Below are 14651 nucleotides of genomic sequence, written 5' to 3' on the forward strand. Positions count from 1 at the left end.
CCGAAGTCTTCAGCTGACACCCCACAACCCGAGCCGACTCGTCCACCAACCCGGCCCAGCGGCAAAGGAAACCACGATGACCACCGCCGAACAACTCGAAGCCAGAGGCTACGCCAAAGGGTTCAAGAAGGGCTACGCCAAAGGGCTCGCCGAGGGGCAAGCCATCGTGCTGGTACATCTGCTGACGATCAAATTCGGGCAGCTCACCGACCAGATTGTCAACAGAGTCGAAGCCGCGGACACAACCACTCTCGAACGGTGGAGCGAACGGATCTTGACCGCGACATCCCTCGACGAAATCTTCGGCTGAACCCCGTGACCCGGGTCGCGCAGCCCGGTGACGCGGGAGTGCGACGAATAGACCTGGCCTGACGAGGTTCTCAGTGACCTGCATTTCGAGCCGCTGCGGGTGGCTGCGGGCGGAGTGCTGGGATGATCGTGCCTGCGAGTGCGCGTAGGAGCCCGGTGCTCAGTTCCCAGGGGTCGCTGTAGTCGCGCCAGCTGACGATCTGTCCGTCGCGGATCGTCAATCGGGCGTTGATCCATACGTAGATGTGTATGGGGCCCAGGTTGATTCGGTCGATGCGTTCACTCAGAACGGTGTCGCCGGCTGCGGCGACGGAGTCGATGTGCACGATGTCGACATTGCGGAAGAGCCGCATGACTCGTAACACATTGCGTTTGCCCCGGATCGTCGGCGACGACATGGAGTACTCGACGTCGGGATGAAGCAGGTCCGCGAACGCGGGGTCCCGGCGGCGCATCAGATCCAGGAACAACTCGGCAGTTCGCTTGGCCCCCATAGCATCACGATACTATTCCGCAGTCGCTGTCATCGTCAGAGGAGGACTGTAGACGCCATTCGCGCCCGGTCTTCCCACAGGGCGCGGACCGCGCAGGCGGGGCGCATCCGGGTCCTGATCGCGGCGACGAATCGCACGCTGACCAGTTCTCGGAGGCGATGTTCGGGGCTTCCCGAGGATGATTTCGTAGACCACGGTGCGGTCGCACTCGTCTTCGAGGTCGAATCCTGTCCGGCCGCCCCAGGCGGGTTCGACAGGTGCAGCACCCGTGCTCCACGGGCGGGACGTGGCGGTGTCCGGATGTGCGCGCGATCGAAGATCAGAGAACCGTTAAAATCGGGACAGGTGTGTCGGGAAGTCTGGTCGACGGAATCAGTCAGTGGGTCGAAAGGGCTTCCGTGCGTGCACAATCGTATTCGTATCGTTCTGACGACCGGTGGGGTGTTTCCGGGGTGCCGGCGCGATGAATGATGTGACGCCGTTCGCGGTTGTGTTGTTGATCGCCGCGCTGGTGGGGTTGGCGGCGGTGTTGTCGAATCGGCTGGGTGAGTGGGTTCCGGTGCCTGCGCCCGCGTTGTTTCTGGTGGGGGCCGCGGCAGCTTCGGATATCTGGCCGGGGCTGGCGAAGATACCGATCACGTTGGTGGAGCAGATCGTCACTGTTGCGCTGGTGGTGGTGCTGTTCGACGGGGGGATGCAGATCGGGTGGCGGCGGTTTCGGGCCAATGCGGGGGCGATCACCTGGATCGGGGTTGCCGGGACGTTGGTGACGGCGGCTGCGGTGACGTTCGCCGCACACGGTCTGTTCGGGATGGACTGGCGGATCTCGTTGTTGCTGGGTACGGCGTTGTCGCCGACCGATCCGGCGGTGGTGTTCTCGGTGCTGGGGCGGCGGCAGATCGGTGGGCGCGGCGGGGTCGTGGTGCAGGGGGAATCGGGGGCCAACGATCCGGTCGGGATCGCGCTGTTGGTGGTGCTGTTGGGGGCGAGCCGGATCGACGTGCAGTCGGTCGGCTCGGTGCTGGGGGAATTCGCGGTGCAGATCATCGTCGGCGCGGTGGCCGGGCTGGGCGGTGGGCTGGGGCTGTTGTGGTTCATGCGGCGAGTGCCGCTGCCCGCGGCGGGACTGTATTCGCTGCGAGTGCTGATGTGCGTGCTCGCCATCTACGGCGCGACGACGCTCGCGCACGGTTCCGGATTCCTCGCGGTGCTGGTGGCGGGCGTGGTCATCGGCGATCAGCGCGCCCCCTATCGCGGCGATATCGAGCGATTCCATTCGGCGCTGGCCAGTCTCGGCGAGATCGTGGCGTTCGTACTGCTCGGCTTCACCATTCAGGTCACCGGGCCGCACGGTGTGGTCGACGGCGGCGCGTGGTGGATTGGGCTGCTGCTGGCGGTCCTGCTGACGTTGGTGATCCGGCCGCTACTGGTCGGCGCGCTGATCTGGCGGATGCGTCTGACACGCGGCGAACGACTGTTCGTACTGTGGACCGGACTCAAGGGCGCGGTCCCGATTCTGTTGGGCACCTACATCATTCGGGCCGGGGTACCCGACGCGCAGCGGGCCTACGAGATCATCTTCGTGGTGGTGGCATTCTCGGTGATCGTGCAGGGCGGGCTGGTTCCGGTGCTGGCGCGGCGGCTCGGCATACCGTTGCAGACGGTGAATCCGCGACCGTGGACGATGAATGCCCGTTTCGAGGAGGAGCCCGACAGTCTGCACCGGTTCACCGTGGCCGCGGGTTCGGTCGCCGATGGGACCAGCGTCGGGGAGCTTCCCTCGGACGATCTGTGGGTCAGCGTCATCATCCGGCGTGGACGTCTGGTCACCGTCACTCCGGAGACCCTGCTGCTCAGCGGTGACGAAGTCCTCGTACTGGCCGAACCCGATTCCCGCGCAATGATTTCCGATCTGTTCACCTCGGATACCATTGGACCGCAACAGCTTTCATGAGAAGCCTTGACGCAGAAGCTATCTCCGCGACAGACTCACGGCAGCGGCGGTGAGCGCGGCGGCGAACTGCACGGACTCCGAAAGTCGCACGGCGCGACGGAGATCCGCGACGCGGGGCACGGGACCGTTCCCGAGCGTCGGACGCAATTCGGTGCCGTGCCGGTATTGGGTGCGCCCGCCCAGTTGTACCCCCAACGCACCGGCCATCGCCGATTCGGCAACGCCCGCATTGGGACTCGGATGTTTGGCGGCATCCCGACGCCAGGCGCGCAACGCGGCATCGGGCCGTCCGCCGATCACCGGTGCCAGCGCCGCGGTCAGCACACCGCTCACCCGGGCCGGAAGTAGGTTGGCCAGGTCGTCGGTGCGGGCCGCGGCCCAGCCGAAGTTCCGATAACGCTCGTTCCGGTACCCGACCATCGCATCCAGGGTGTTCACCGCGCGATACGCCAGCAGGCCCGGGATTCCGGCCAACGCACCCCACACCAGCGGCGCGACGGTCGCGTCGGAGGTGTTCTCGGCGATGGATTCGACTGCGGCACGGGCCAATCCGTCCGCGTCGAGCACCTCCGGATCACGCCCGCACAGCGACGGCAGCAGCGCGCGGGCCCCGTCCAGATCATCGGCTTCGAGCCGATCGGCCATCGCCTGCCCGGTCCGCGCCAAGGTCGTACCGCCCAGCACGGTCCAGGTCGCGAGCGCGGTCAACCCCGTGGCGGCTGCACACCCCCACCTCGTCCGCTCGTCGCGCCCCACCCTGCCGAGGGCCGCCCCCAGAGCAGCGGTCCCACCGACGAGCACCACCTCGTGCACCACCCCGGCCACCCGATCCCCCCGATAGGTCACCGACTCCAGTCTCGCGGCAGCCGAACCGAACCCGGCCACCGGATGCCACCGCCGCGGATCCCCGAACGCCCGGTCCAGCCCGAACCCCAGCACCAATCCGATCGCCGTCGACATCCGAGTACCCACTGACCGAGACTAACGCGCCGCCTCACCGCCCAGTACCGGCCGGGCACCCCGCATCCACCGCAACTCCTCGGACCACCGGGCATCGACGTCGACTCATCGTGTCCCAGAGCCGTTTCCAGCGCAGCTCTCCTGGCCTCCGGTGACCGATCGTGCGACAGCATGACACACGGTGCGGTGACCCTCAGGACACCGTGCGGCGGACCTCAGAACACCGCGCAGCAGACCTCGAGACGCCATGCGGCAGACCACAGGACACCATGCGCGGCAGACCACAGGACACCATGCGCGGCGGGCCTCAGGACACCATGCGGCGGACCGCTCGGATCAGCACAACCACATCGGACGCGGTTCCGGAGGCTCGTGCCTGGTCAAGCGCCGATCGGTGCGGAATTGTCGTACCCCTGTGCTGTGATCTGCCCATGGGATATATCGGGGTCTGGTCCGTCACCGCGCTTCCGGATGACGCGATCCGTACACTCAGGCCGCATTTCGCCGACGATCTGACCGAGCCGTACCCGGCGGAGATGGCCCGATGGCGAGCGAGCGGCGGCGACTTCCCGATCGAGGAGGATCTGAACGGGTGGAACGTGACCTCCGTGGAGGCCGAGGATTTCCGCGACCTGTTCCTCTGTGAATGCGGCGACGAGTTGTGGGATGCCTTCCGCGCCCTGCCCGAAGAACCGGGTCCGGAACACAGTTACCAGGTCGAGGCGAGTAAGGGCGATCCCACCGCGGCGCTGTGCTACGGCCTCGGGCCCGCGGCCACGGATCTGCTCCCCGGCCGCCTCGGTGATTTCCTGCTGCCCGCGGCGGAGGTCACCCGCGCCCTGCCGAACGTCGAGCAGGCGCTCGCGATCGAGGGCGAACGGCGCGAACAGGTGACCGCGCGTATCGAAGCCTGGATGACCGGCATGGTCGACGGCGGCTGGATCTGCGACCCCGACGAACTCCTGGACACACCGCTGGGCCTGTTCCGCCGCGCGGCCGCCGACGGTCTGGGCCTGCTCTCGATGTCCTTGCAGTCTTGAAGCATCGCGGCACCCGAGCGGGCATGTCACACATCCAGCCACGATTTCGTCCACCTTTCGACCGATAAGCTCGCGTTACCCCGCGCGGGCACGGCAGACAGGACGCACAGTGACGACCGACGAACACCCCGAGGATATCGACCAGGCCGAGCTGGCCCGGCGGTTCGAGGAGCATCGGCAGTATCTGCGGCGACTCGCCTACAGCACGCTGGGCAGTCTCAGCGACGCCGACGACGTCGTGCAGGAGGCGTGGTTGCGGTTGCAGCGCTGGCACGAGAATCGCGCGCCGGGTGAGCGGATCGATAATCTGCGGGCCTGGCTGTCCACCGTCACCGGACGACTCGCCCTCGATCAGCTCGGTTCCGCGCGCGCCCGCCGCGAACAGTACGTCGGGGAATGGCTGCCGGAACCGCAGGTCAGCACCGACGACGATCCCGCCGACCGCATCACCCAGGACGAGCGCGTCACCACCGCGCTACTGGTGGTGCTGGAGTCGCTCACCCCCGCCGAACGCACCGCATTCGTCCTACAGGAGGTGTTCGGAATGACCGGCCCGGAGGTGGCCGAGGTGGTCGGCCGCACTCCTGCCGCGGTCCGGCAACTGGCCTCCCGCGCCCGCAAACACGTCGAGGACGGCACCCCGCGCTTCCCCGCCAGCGCAGACGAACACGGCAAGGTCGTCTCCGCCTTCGCCCTGGCCTGGCGCACCGGCGATATGAGCGCCCTGCTGGGCATACTCGACCGGAACGTGGTCCTCACCGCCGACGGCGGCGGCAAGGTCCCGGCGGTCCGCCACCCGGTCCGCGGTTCCGAACTCATCGCCAAACTGTTCCTCGGCTGGTACCGCGCCGCCACGGGCGCCTGGGGCCGGGAAGTGCACGTCAACGGCCAACCCGGCCTCCTGGTCTTCGACGGCGCCCACCCCGGCGTCATGTCCTTCACCGTCGAACAGGGCGTCATCACCGCCATCCACGTCGTCCGCAACCCCGACAAACTCCGCCACCTGCCGGAGAACCCGGAGCCCGACTGGTACCTGTAGGCAGCGCCATCGAGCCGAAAATCGGACCGCAGTCAGCCCGCGCCCCGGACGACATCGACCGAAAACAGCTCTCCCACACCAGTTGTCGGGCACACCGAGTCCGGTCGATGGCATCCGCACCCCCACAACCCGCCTGCCGCGGAACCCCGGACGGATTCGACCGCCGCAGAACCCGGGGCGGATTGCATCCGCGAACAGCAGCAGAGGCGGGCGTCGGCTGCGACCGAACTGTGCAACTGGACAATATCGATCGAAAGCCATTGTCCCGCAACAGATATTGGCCGACATCAACCCGGTTCAGCTTGCGGCGACCTGGATCCAATTCGCCGAGGTGCGGCCGGTCCAGTTGGCGAGGCGTTCGGTCAGACCGGCCTCGGCGCGTGGCTCGACGACGGGGCCGAAGGGGATGTCGTCCAGGGTGCGGATTTCGGCGGGGATGAATTGGCGGGCCGCGGCGAGGGTCGGTTCGACGATCGCGGGGTCGGCCTCGGAGTTCTGTCCGGTGGCGACCGCGAGATCCCAACCGTGCGTGAGCGCTTCGCTGATGTACCCCCACAGCGCGGCCGCGAGGGGGACCTGGCCCCACGGCACCGTGACGATCTCGCCGAGGCGTGAGCTGCCGGCCAGCAGTTCTACGGCTCGGCCGGTGGCTTCGGCGTAGGTCGCGGCGTCGTGGCGGTCGTCGATCGGCGGGACGGCCAGGATGTCGGTGCCCTCGGCGAGGGCGAGACCGCGTTTCCCGGTGCCGATCAGATGGCGCATGAGGGTGCGGACGTCGAACTCGTCGCAGGGGGTCGGGCCGTCCAACTGGGTGTCGGTCACTCCGGCGAGCAGGTCGGCGACCCAGGTGGTGGCGGCGGCGTAGGCGGGGCGGGGGTCGGCGGGCTGGTCGATGGCCATTTTTCGATGTCCTTTCGGGTTGTCGTCGTGTTCGGGACCAAGTCAAACGCATAAACCTGACATCTTCTGTCGTGTTTTCGAGAGAGAATTCTCGGCATGCGCGCAGAACGATTGATCGCGGTGCTGATGCTGTTGCAGAAGCGCGAGCGACTCACCGCCGCCGCGATCGCGGCCGAGCTCGAGGTGTCGGAACGGACCATCCTGCGCGATATCGAGGCCCTGTCGCTGTCCGGCGTGCCGGTCTACGCCGAACGCGGCCGCAACGGCGGTTTCGCACTCCTGCCCGGCTATCGCACCGACCTGACCGGCCTGACCCTCGACGAGGCGATCGCGTTGCTGTCCGGCACCGGCCGCATCGATTCCCCCGCCGCCGTCAGCGCCATGCGCAAACTCGAGGCCGCGTTACCGGAGATGCATCGAGATCGCGTGGCCGAGGCGAGTCAGCGAATCCTGGTGCGCCCCGAGGGATTCGTCCGTTCTCCGGACACGCTGGACGCGCTCGCCGTACTCCAGCAGGCGGTATTCGGGGGCCGGAAAGTACGGATCGGCTACCAGCGACGCGGAGCCGAGATCACCGAACGGGTACTCGATCCGATCGGCCTGATCGTGGCCGGAGGAACCTGGTATCTGGTCGCGAATTCCGTTGGCCGGGAACGGATGTACCGCGTATCACGAGTAACCGACGCCGAGCTGCTCGAGGAGGCGGCCGAGCGGTCGGAGCGAGTGGATCTGAACGAGGTGTGGGAGCGACGACGCACGGAATTCCTCTCGTCCTTCGAACCTCTGGAAGTGGTGATCGATTGCGCGCCAGGCGATGTGGCGAAGATCGGTCACGCGATCACCGAGCCGCCGGTGAGCGAGATCGACCACGCCGCCGACACCGTCCGAGTACACCTGCGATTCGCCGATCGCGCAATGGCGTTGCGCACCTTGTGGATCGCGTCCCTGGAACACGCGATCACCATCATCGAGCCGGACTGGGTCCGCACCACGATGGCCGACAACGCACGCAGAATCCTTGCCCGAACAGCGGATTAGCCGCAACCGGCAGCGAACGAAAACCCTTGCGCCGAAACACTATTGCAAACCGGAAGGGAGCAACGCCGCGCGAAACCCCCTCCCGGCCACAACCCTCAGATCCGCTTGTTACGCCCGAGCTGCTCGTGCGCCGCGACGAAATGCCCCGCCGCGATCGCCGCAACGGTCGAAATATCCAGCGCCAGAGCGAAACCGGTGACGATCTCGGCCAGCCGACGCGCCTTCCCCGCCCCCGCGCAACCCAGCGCTTCCAGGAACGCCTGCTGCTGCGGCAGACCGGTACCGCCGCCGACCGTGGCGACGAGCAGACTCGGCAACGTCAACGTGATCAGCAGATCATCACCCTCGAACCGGCTGGAGATCATCGCGGTACCCGACTCGAAGACGCTCGCCGCATCCTGCCCGGTCGCTATGAAGATCGCCGCGAGCACGTTCGCCGCGTCGACATCGGGCCCGAGCGCACCGCTGTGCCAGGCGGCGTCGTCGAACACCTGGAGGGTGCGGTGCAGCATCTCGGGTGTCGTCTTCAAGACCCGCTCGATCGCGTCCCGGGTCAGCAGCGTCTCCGCGACGACCCGATAGCCGCGCCCGCCGATGGTGCTCAGGCTCGCGGCCTTCTTGTCGTTGGCCATATTGGCCTCGATGATGAACCACAGCACGTCCACCCCGGACAGTTCGCCGACGTGGTCCAGGATCCACTGGCAGGCGTTCCAGGTCGTCGCCGAGGTCATGTTCTGGCCGGTGGCGTCGGCGGTCTCATAGCAGAACCGCACGTGCACATCGCGCCCGATCTGCACCGCCTCGACGTCGAGCAGCAACGCGTGCCGGGACGCCTCGCGCACCCGCGCGGCCAGCTGATCGAACTGCAACGGCACCCAGCGCGCGAAGCGGGCGGCCTGTTCGAGCGAGCCGAAGCCGAAGCCGGGCACGCGCGTCATCCGCTGCCGCAGCACCCGGGTCACCACCCCGCCCGAATCGGTCATGGCGCGCGCACCGCGGGCGGTCGAGGCGAGCACCGCGCCCTCCACCGTGGCCATCGGCGCGATGATCGGCCCCTGCGCGTGCTCACCGTCGAACAGCAGCGGCCCGGCCAGACCGACCGGCACCTCGATGGTGCCGACGTAGTTCTCGATGTTCCCGCGCACCGATTCCGCGGAAACCCCCGGTTCGCGCAACGCGTCGAGCGACGCGCCCGTCGCGGACCTGTACCACGTCAACCGTTGCGCGCGAGCCTGTTCCGAGTACTCCCCGAGCCCTGGCATCTTCTCGATGACGGGCGTTTCGTCGACCACCGGATTGATCGTCATCACAACTCTCCACTCGGATCGTTGCCCCGTGAGGCAGGTACTGGGAGCGGCTCCCGCACGGAGCGTATCCGCCCGATCCGTATAGCGCATTGTGAGCAATTATCCAGCGCCGCAGCGTAATTCGCCCATCACAAGTATCTAACGAGTAGGAAATCTTGCGCGGCGCGAGGGCGTAGCCATCGTGAACAGTAGGTCTTGCGGTGGCCTCCGAACCGACCCCCGAGCGCCTTCCGAAACCTCGTCGCGCGTCCCCCTATTCACTTTCGCGCGCGGCGGCAACCATCTCGTCGACGCAGACGACGATCGCCAGCGCCAACGGCACATCAGGGTGATAGATCTCGACACCGTAGCTGTCACGAATGCGGAACCACTTGCGCGAAGTTTCCGCGACGATGCCGCCCGGCCCCTCGAGCGTGTAGTTCTTCTCGATCAGATCCCCGCGCGCGGTCCACTGCTCACCGTTGGCCAGCGCGATGGTGAAACTGTGCCGCAACGGACTGAACAGCTTCTTGCGCACGGTCGCCGCATGCCCGCCACCGACACTCACCACCATGGCATTACGCAGCGCGAACACCTTCCTGCGCCCCACCGCGTACACCTCCCCCTGCGGCCCTCGCAACTCGAAGGTCCGCCGGAACGACAGCGCCTTCCCGTCGACCAGAAACGCCTTGTTCCCCGAGTCGTCGGTGACCCAGTAGTCCTGCCCGAACCCCAGCACCCGCTGCCGCATCACATATCGCACAACTCCAGTCTGCCCGAATCCCCCACGCGCGAACCTCGAAAGGCACAGCGGCAGCCGCGAAACGGAGGCCGGGACCCTGCTGACGCATTCGCGCCGACAACCCGCCGGTAGGTTGACGAGCATGATGATCAAACTGGGTGAGCACGCGCCGCGGATCGACGAGACCGCGTGGGTCGCGCCGAACGCCACGGTGATCGGGCGGGTGACGCTGGGCTCCGAGGTCGGGATCTGGTACTCGGCGGTGCTGCGCGGCGATCTCGAGGACATCGGTGTCGGCGCGCGCACCAACATCCAGGACGGCTGTGTGCTGCACGCGGATCCGGGCTTCCCACTCACGGTGGGTGCGGGGGTTTCGGTGGGGCACAACGCGATCCTGCACGGCTGCACGGTCGGCGACGACGTCCTGGTCGGCATGGGCGCGACCGTGCTGAACGGCGCGGTGATCGGCGCGGGCAGCCTGATCGCGGCCAACGCGCTGATTCCGGAGGGCGCGCAGATCCCGCCCGGTTCCCTGGTGGCCGGGGTGCCGGGCAAGGTGCGGCGCGAACTCGGCGAGGCGGAGCTCGAGCGCATTCGCCTGAACGCCACTGTGTACCTGCACAATCTGGCCGTGCACCGGGACGCCACCGAGGTGTGACTCGTCACACAGGGTCCGAATCGGGGTTGCCGGGACTTGCTAGCATCGTGGCAGCGCGCCCGATGTCCGGGTGGTGTGGCCGAGACGGATGGCCGCACAAGGGATATCGCCTGGCAGCGGGTGTGCGAGCGTTGGGCAAGGAGGTTTCACGGTGGCGTGCGAGCAGTCCGGTATGCACCGATCCAACGGGCGAATCAGTGTGGCCGATATCGCGGCCCAGCCGGGGGGTATCGAGGCGTTACAGCGCCGGGTCCACGAATTACGTTCCAGCGGAATCGACTTCGCCGCGAACGCGATCGAACAGGAGATGGACGCCCTGGATCTGCGGTAATAGCTGTTAACCGTTGCGGCGATGACACAATGAGAAAAGTCCCCCCGCAACGACGCGGTATCCGCCGACTATCTGGAGGCTCGATGCCCACTGTTCACTCGATCCTGGCCCGCATTCTGGAAAAGCCCCGGGCCGATGGTGAGCACCTGCTCGAAAGCGCGCTGTCGGCATTCATGGACTTCGGAATCAAGCGCACCAGCATGGGCGAGGTCGCGCGCCGGGCCGGGATCAGCCCGGCCACGCTGTACCGCCGATACGAGTCGAAGAACGATCTGGTGCAGGCCGTGGGGGTGCGGGAGGCGCAGCGGCTCGTCGCCGATATCGAGGAGCGCGTCCAGGCCATCACCGACGGTGAGGATCAGCTGGCGGAGATCTTCGTCGCCTTCATCACCGCGCTGGCCCACAACGAACTGCTGCAACGCCTGCTGCGCACCGAACCGGATCTGGTCCTGCCGCGGCTGACCACCCAGGGCGGGCCGATACTCGCGGTCGGGCGCGCCTACCTGGCCGACAAGCTGCGCATCCTGCACCAGGACGACACCGACCGGGATTTCGACGCCGACCTGGTCGCGGAGATCATGGTGCGCCTGGCGCAGTCCCTGGCGCTGACCCCCGACGGGATGATCCCGCTGGGCGACGAGGCCGCCGCGCGCGAGTTCGCCCGCCGCACCCTGCTACCCATGATGGGCGGACATCACCGCTGATCGAGTCCGAACGCGGCCTCGACCCATTCGTCCAATGCCCGCGGATCCGGTACCGAATCGTGCTCCAGCGCGGCCCGGACGCCGTGCACGAGTGCGACCGCCGCCGGGGTGGACGGGTCCGGAACCGGAAGGCGCGCAACGTATTGCGTGATCCATCGGCGTCGGGCGGCGTAGAGCCGGTTACCGCACACCGCGTCGTAGAAGCGCAGCCCCAGCGTCGAATTCGCCACGCCCATCAGTAGATACGCGAGAGTGTCGCTGCCGATGTCCGGTACCGAGATCCAGTAGCAGTCGCCGTTGACGATCGCGCCGCTGCGATCGAGCGCGAAACGCGGTGCGACGCTGATATCGGGGAAGACGAGTTTGGGATGCCGCCACAGGTGCGGACGTTGCGGCACCCAGATCTCGAACCATTCCCGGCCGCTCGCGGTGAGATAGTCGCGCGCGGCCAGCACGTCCTTGTGTTCCGCCAGATAGGATGCCGCACAAGGAAATTCGGTCAGATCCACCGGTATGCGGCGAGAGCAGCTGACATCGTACGGGTAGAGCACCTGTCTGGGTCTTTCCCGGGAGATCCGCCACGGCACCACATCGTGATGGGTGATCAGATCGAACAGCAACTCCGGTTCCGGCGGCGAGGTATGTCGTTCCCACTCGTCGGAGATGAACACCCGATCCGCAGTCGTCTTGATCCCCACCCGAATTCGTGCCACCTCCCCGAAGGTTCGCCACGTCCCGCCCCGCACCCGCCGCAGCCACTCGTCCACCCCCGGTCGCGACATCCGCCACGGTGTGGAGTCATCCACCGCCGTATGCGTGGCATACAACGAATCATCCAGCGGCACACCGATATCCGCATCACCCTGGCCCGCCACGGCGATTTCCTGTCGATGCTCGGCCTCCGTTTCCGCTGCGGCAGGATCCGGCAATGCGACCGGTCCCACCGGCCCGATCACACGACTCGATTCCTGTTGCTGTGCAGCAGAACCCGGATCCAGTATGCCCGCCTCGATCGCGATGTGGCGGCCGTCGTGCCGCAGCGTACATTCCCGAGCAGTCGCCAGAGCGGTGAAAAGATCTATGGCACTGGCAGATTCATCGTCGGGGATCTCGTAGGCCGAGACGTAGCGGCAGGGAGTCGCGATCGGGCCGCGCACCGCGACGGTGACGGCCGGAAGTACCGCGGCCTCGAAGAGTTTGGTGTCGCCCAGGTCGTAGAGTTCCACCGGAGTCAGTTCCGCGCGCAACAGTGCGCGCAGATTCGCGCCCGCCTTCGTGGTGAGAAATCGATTGGCGCACAACAACCCCAGGACTCCCCCGGGCCGAAGTAATCGCGGCACGCTGGCCACGAACGGATGGGTCAGATCAATACGCCCACGCAGCCCGAACCGCACACTCAACAGCCGAGCGGTCGCCCCGCCGAGCTGCTGGGTCCGCACATAGGGCGGATTGGTGATCACCGCGTCGAAGCTGCCGTCCGCTAATTCCTCAGCGGCACAGAGGAAATCGCCCACCTGCCAGCTCACCGGCAGCCCGGCCGCCCGCTCCCGCGCCAACGCGACCGCCGCCACATCCAGATCGAACCCGGTGAGCTGCACCGGAATCCCCGGAAACCGTCGCACCGCGGCGCGATACACCGCCAGCAACAATTCCCCGTCCCCACACGCCGGATCCAGAATCCGCAATCCCCCCTGCGGCACAACATGTTCCAGCAACCGCTCGGCCAGGAACTCCGCCAACCGCACCGGCGTGTAATGCCGCCCGTGCCGCTTGCGCACCCCTGCCCCGGCGGACGCCCGCGCCCGCCGGTCCGCCCCTACCCGCCCACCCCGGCCGTCCATACCGGCCAATTCTGCCCGGACCGACGGGTAAATGTGAGGTGACGAGCGGATTGACCAGAACAAAATCACCACCGCCCACCGAGCGCGTTCTCCCGGCCGTCCGACAACGAAATCCCCGCATACATCGCCCGGCCGCGACGACGTTCCGACACAGCGACCTCCGACACGAAGCTGTGCCGGTACAACAAGACACGAACCCGACTCACACAGGTCGCGCAACCCGAACACACCCAGCTCCCAAACGACAGTGGGCTCGCAGGGACATCTCCCTGCGAGCCCACTCACCGGCGCTCACTCATCACCGGCACACAGACCGCGACGTCGTCAACCCGGTGATCGACGCCCGGCCGACTCGGTTACCCGCGCAACACGGCCACCCTGCTAACTCGGCCACCCGACCAACTCAGCCATCCTGCCAACTCAGGCGCCCGACCAACTCAGCCTTCCGACCAACTCGGCCACCAACCTCGGGTACCGAACCGACCAGCCACCCGACCAGCTCAGCCGAGGCTGAAAGGCTTGCCCCACAACGTCTCCGTGGAATCCATGACGTTGTCGTGCAGCACGACCGTGGTGTACGCGCGGGCCTCGGCGTATCCGGCGCAACCGTCCAGCGAGATGGTGTGGTCGACGTACTGGGTCGTCCCGGAGGTCCCGGTGAAGTTGTAGACCTGGATCACCTTGCTGGCGACCTTGCCGGGCTTGAGCTTGATCGACATCGAGGGGTCGGCGTACGGGGTGACGCCCGAGCTGGTGATGCCGACGCCGCTGTCGCCGGGCGAGATCGACAGGCCGTCGCCACCGCCGCCTCCGCCGCCACCCCCACCGTTGCCGCCGCCACCTCCGCCACCGCCGGAGCTGTCACCGCCCTGCGAAGCGCCACCGCCGCCGTCCTGCTCCCCGCCCGCGTTGCCGGACTGGGAGTTGGTCTGATCAGCGGTGTTACCACTGCCGTTGGCGTGCACCGCGCTGCCCAGGTCGATCTGGCAGCCCACCAGATAACCGGTCTCGATCCGCCCGCCGGTGACCTTCACCCCGCCGGGCGCGGTGACCTGCACAGCGGCGACGGCCGAAACCATCGCGTTGCGGGACAGCGGGCTCGCGGCCATCGATCCGGAGATCGTGGCACTCTCGCCGGTGCGGTCGACGTGCACGGTCACACCGTCGTGCGTGGTGTAGGAGGCGTGCCCGTCGGGCAGCGGCAGATGCGTATCCGCCGCGGCCTGCCCGCCGACGCCGAGCACGAGCGGCACGCACACACCCGCCACGACCGCGCTGCCCAGCACACCGCGCACCGCGCGTCCGCCGGATGTCGTTGCGGCACTGGCATTCATCGAAGTTTTCGTCCTCATCGC

At 67.1% G+C, this 14651-nt stretch carries 15 protein-coding genes; 8 read left to right on the forward strand and 7 right to left on the reverse strand.

From position 1 onward, the window contains the following. Positions 1–76: 76 nt before the first annotated feature. Positions 77–310 (forward strand): DUF4351 domain-containing protein, encoded by a 234-nt coding sequence (locus NRB20_RS17265; protein ID WP_153411186.1) that lies wholly within the window; start codon positions 77–79, stop codon positions 308–310. Between the two features lie 70 nt (positions 311–380). Here NRB20_RS17265 and NRB20_RS17270 read toward each other — a convergent pair whose 3' ends face one another. Beyond that, positions 381–803: a limonene-1,2-epoxide hydrolase family protein gene (locus tag NRB20_RS17270; protein ID WP_153411187.1), complete on the reverse strand. Its 423-nt coding sequence runs from the start codon at positions 801–803 to the stop codon at positions 381–383. Positions 804–1266: 463 nt separating this feature from the next. Between NRB20_RS17270 and NRB20_RS17275 the strand changes: the two genes are divergently transcribed. Next, entirely contained in the window at positions 1267–2757 is a 1491-nt protein-coding gene (locus NRB20_RS17275) for a cation:proton antiporter domain-containing protein (RefSeq protein ID WP_153411188.1), read from the forward strand. Positions 2758–2775: 18 nt separating this feature from the next. Here NRB20_RS17275 and NRB20_RS17280 read toward each other — a convergent pair whose 3' ends face one another. Beyond that, positions 2776–3717, reverse strand: coding sequence for a cobalamin biosynthesis protein (locus NRB20_RS17280; RefSeq protein ID WP_153411475.1), 942 nt, complete (start codon positions 3715–3717; stop codon positions 2776–2778). A gap of 431 nt (positions 3718–4148) precedes the next feature. Between NRB20_RS17280 and NRB20_RS17285 the strand changes: the two genes are divergently transcribed. Then, positions 4149–4757 carry a hypothetical protein gene (locus NRB20_RS17285; protein WP_153411189.1) on the forward strand — a complete coding sequence of 203 codons (609 nt, stop codon included), beginning with the start codon at positions 4149–4151 and terminating at the stop codon, positions 4755–4757. A 109-nt stretch (positions 4758–4866) separates the two neighbouring features. Beyond that, positions 4867–5796, forward strand: a complete 930-nt coding sequence (gene sigJ, locus NRB20_RS17290) for an RNA polymerase sigma factor SigJ (protein ID WP_319945042.1) — start codon at positions 4867–4869, stop codon at positions 5794–5796. Between the two features lie 297 nt (positions 5797–6093). Here sigJ and NRB20_RS17295 read toward each other — a convergent pair whose 3' ends face one another. Beyond that, entirely contained in the window at positions 6094–6696 is a 603-nt protein-coding gene (locus NRB20_RS17295; protein WP_153411190.1) for a TIGR03086 family metal-binding protein, read from the reverse strand. Between the two features lie 96 nt (positions 6697–6792). Here NRB20_RS17295 and NRB20_RS17300 point away from each other — a divergent pair, with 96 nt between their 5' ends. Continuing rightward, on the forward strand, positions 6793–7734 hold the full coding sequence (locus NRB20_RS17300; RefSeq protein ID WP_153411191.1) for a helix-turn-helix transcriptional regulator: 942 nt from the start codon (positions 6793–6795) through the stop codon (positions 7732–7734). A 95-nt stretch (positions 7735–7829) separates the two neighbouring features. On the opposite strand, the gene NRB20_RS17305 is transcribed toward NRB20_RS17300, so the two are convergent. Together NRB20_RS17305 and NRB20_RS17310 are read right to left on the reverse strand one after the other, a co-directional pair. Then, entirely contained in the window at positions 7830–9041 is a 1212-nt protein-coding gene (locus NRB20_RS17305) for a hydroxymethylglutaryl-CoA reductase (RefSeq protein WP_153411192.1), read from the reverse strand. Between the two features lie 253 nt (positions 9042–9294). Beyond that, positions 9295–9783, reverse strand: coding sequence for an LURP-one-related/scramblase family protein (locus NRB20_RS17310; RefSeq protein ID WP_319945043.1), 489 nt, complete (start codon positions 9781–9783; stop codon positions 9295–9297). 121 nt (positions 9784–9904) lie between these two features. On the opposite strand from NRB20_RS17310, the gene NRB20_RS17315 reads away from it, so the two are divergent. From NRB20_RS17315 to NRB20_RS17325, 3 genes are all read left to right on the forward strand, one after another. After that, the gene (locus NRB20_RS17315; protein ID WP_153411193.1) at positions 9905–10420 is read left to right on the forward strand and encodes a gamma carbonic anhydrase family protein; all 516 of its coding nucleotides are present in this window, start codon (positions 9905–9907) and stop codon (positions 10418–10420) included. Positions 10421–10571: 151 nt separating this feature from the next. Next, the gene (locus NRB20_RS17320; protein WP_153411194.1) at positions 10572–10751 is read left to right on the forward strand and encodes a hypothetical protein; all 180 of its coding nucleotides are present in this window, start codon (positions 10572–10574) and stop codon (positions 10749–10751) included. A gap of 83 nt (positions 10752–10834) precedes the next feature. Beyond that, the gene (locus NRB20_RS17325) at positions 10835–11455 is read left to right on the forward strand and encodes a TetR/AcrR family transcriptional regulator (RefSeq protein ID WP_153411195.1); all 621 of its coding nucleotides are present in this window, start codon (positions 10835–10837) and stop codon (positions 11453–11455) included. Here the strand turns inward: NRB20_RS17325 and NRB20_RS17330 are convergent. Both NRB20_RS17330 and NRB20_RS17335 read right to left on the reverse strand, forming a co-directional pair. Further along, positions 11446–13296: an Eco57I restriction-modification methylase domain-containing protein gene (locus tag NRB20_RS17330; protein ID WP_153411196.1), complete on the reverse strand. Its 1851-nt coding sequence runs from the start codon at positions 13294–13296 to the stop codon at positions 11446–11448. The genes NRB20_RS17325 and NRB20_RS17330 overlap by 10 nt on opposite strands. A 500-nt stretch (positions 13297–13796) precedes the next feature. Next, complete coding sequence (locus NRB20_RS17335) at positions 13797–14648, reverse strand: MspA family porin (RefSeq protein ID WP_194289898.1); 852 nt, start codon at positions 14646–14648, stop codon at positions 13797–13799. Positions 14649–14651: the final 3 nt, after the last annotated feature.

It is taken from the genome of Nocardia macrotermitis (assembly GCF_009604405.1).
Taxonomy (GTDB): domain Bacteria; phylum Actinomycetota; class Actinomycetes; order Mycobacteriales; family Mycobacteriaceae; genus Nocardia; species Nocardia macrotermitis.

Bases quoted from the DNA above. Each gene is read 5' to 3' on its own strand.
- NRB20_RS17280 (WP_153411475.1), bottom strand. From the start codon at position 3,717: ATGTCGACGGCGATCGGATTGGTGCTGGGGTTCGGGCTGGACCGGGCG.
- NRB20_RS17295 (WP_153411190.1), bottom strand. From the start codon at position 6,696: ATGGCCATCGACCAGCCCGCCGACCCCCGCCCCGCCTACGCCGCCGCC.
- NRB20_RS17270 (WP_153411187.1), bottom strand. From the start codon at position 803: ATGGGGGCCAAGCGAACTGCCGAGTTGTTCCTGGATCTGATGCGCCGC.
- NRB20_RS17325 (WP_153411195.1), top strand. From the start codon at position 10,835: ATGCCCACTGTTCACTCGATCCTGGCCCGCATTCTGGAAAAGCCCCGG.
- NRB20_RS17285 (WP_153411189.1), top strand. From the start codon at position 4,149: ATGGGATATATCGGGGTCTGGTCCGTCACCGCGCTTCCGGATGACGCG.
- NRB20_RS17315 (WP_153411193.1), top strand. From the start codon at position 9,905: ATGATGATCAAACTGGGTGAGCACGCGCCGCGGATCGACGAGACCGCG.
- NRB20_RS17300 (WP_153411191.1), top strand. From the start codon at position 6,793: ATGCGCGCAGAACGATTGATCGCGGTGCTGATGCTGTTGCAGAAGCGC.
- NRB20_RS17330 (WP_153411196.1), bottom strand. From the start codon at position 13,296: ATGGACGGCCGGGGTGGGCGGGTAGGGGCGGACCGGCGGGCGCGGGCG.
- NRB20_RS17305 (WP_153411192.1), bottom strand. From the start codon at position 9,041: ATGACGATCAATCCGGTGGTCGACGAAACGCCCGTCATCGAGAAGATG.
- NRB20_RS17335 (WP_194289898.1), bottom strand. From the start codon at position 14,648: ATGAGGACGAAAACTTCGATGAATGCCAGTGCCGCAACGACATCCGGC.
- NRB20_RS17275 (WP_153411188.1), top strand. From the start codon at position 1,267: ATGAATGATGTGACGCCGTTCGCGGTTGTGTTGTTGATCGCCGCGCTG.
- NRB20_RS17265 (WP_153411186.1), top strand. From the start codon at position 77: ATGACCACCGCCGAACAACTCGAAGCCAGAGGCTACGCCAAAGGGTTC.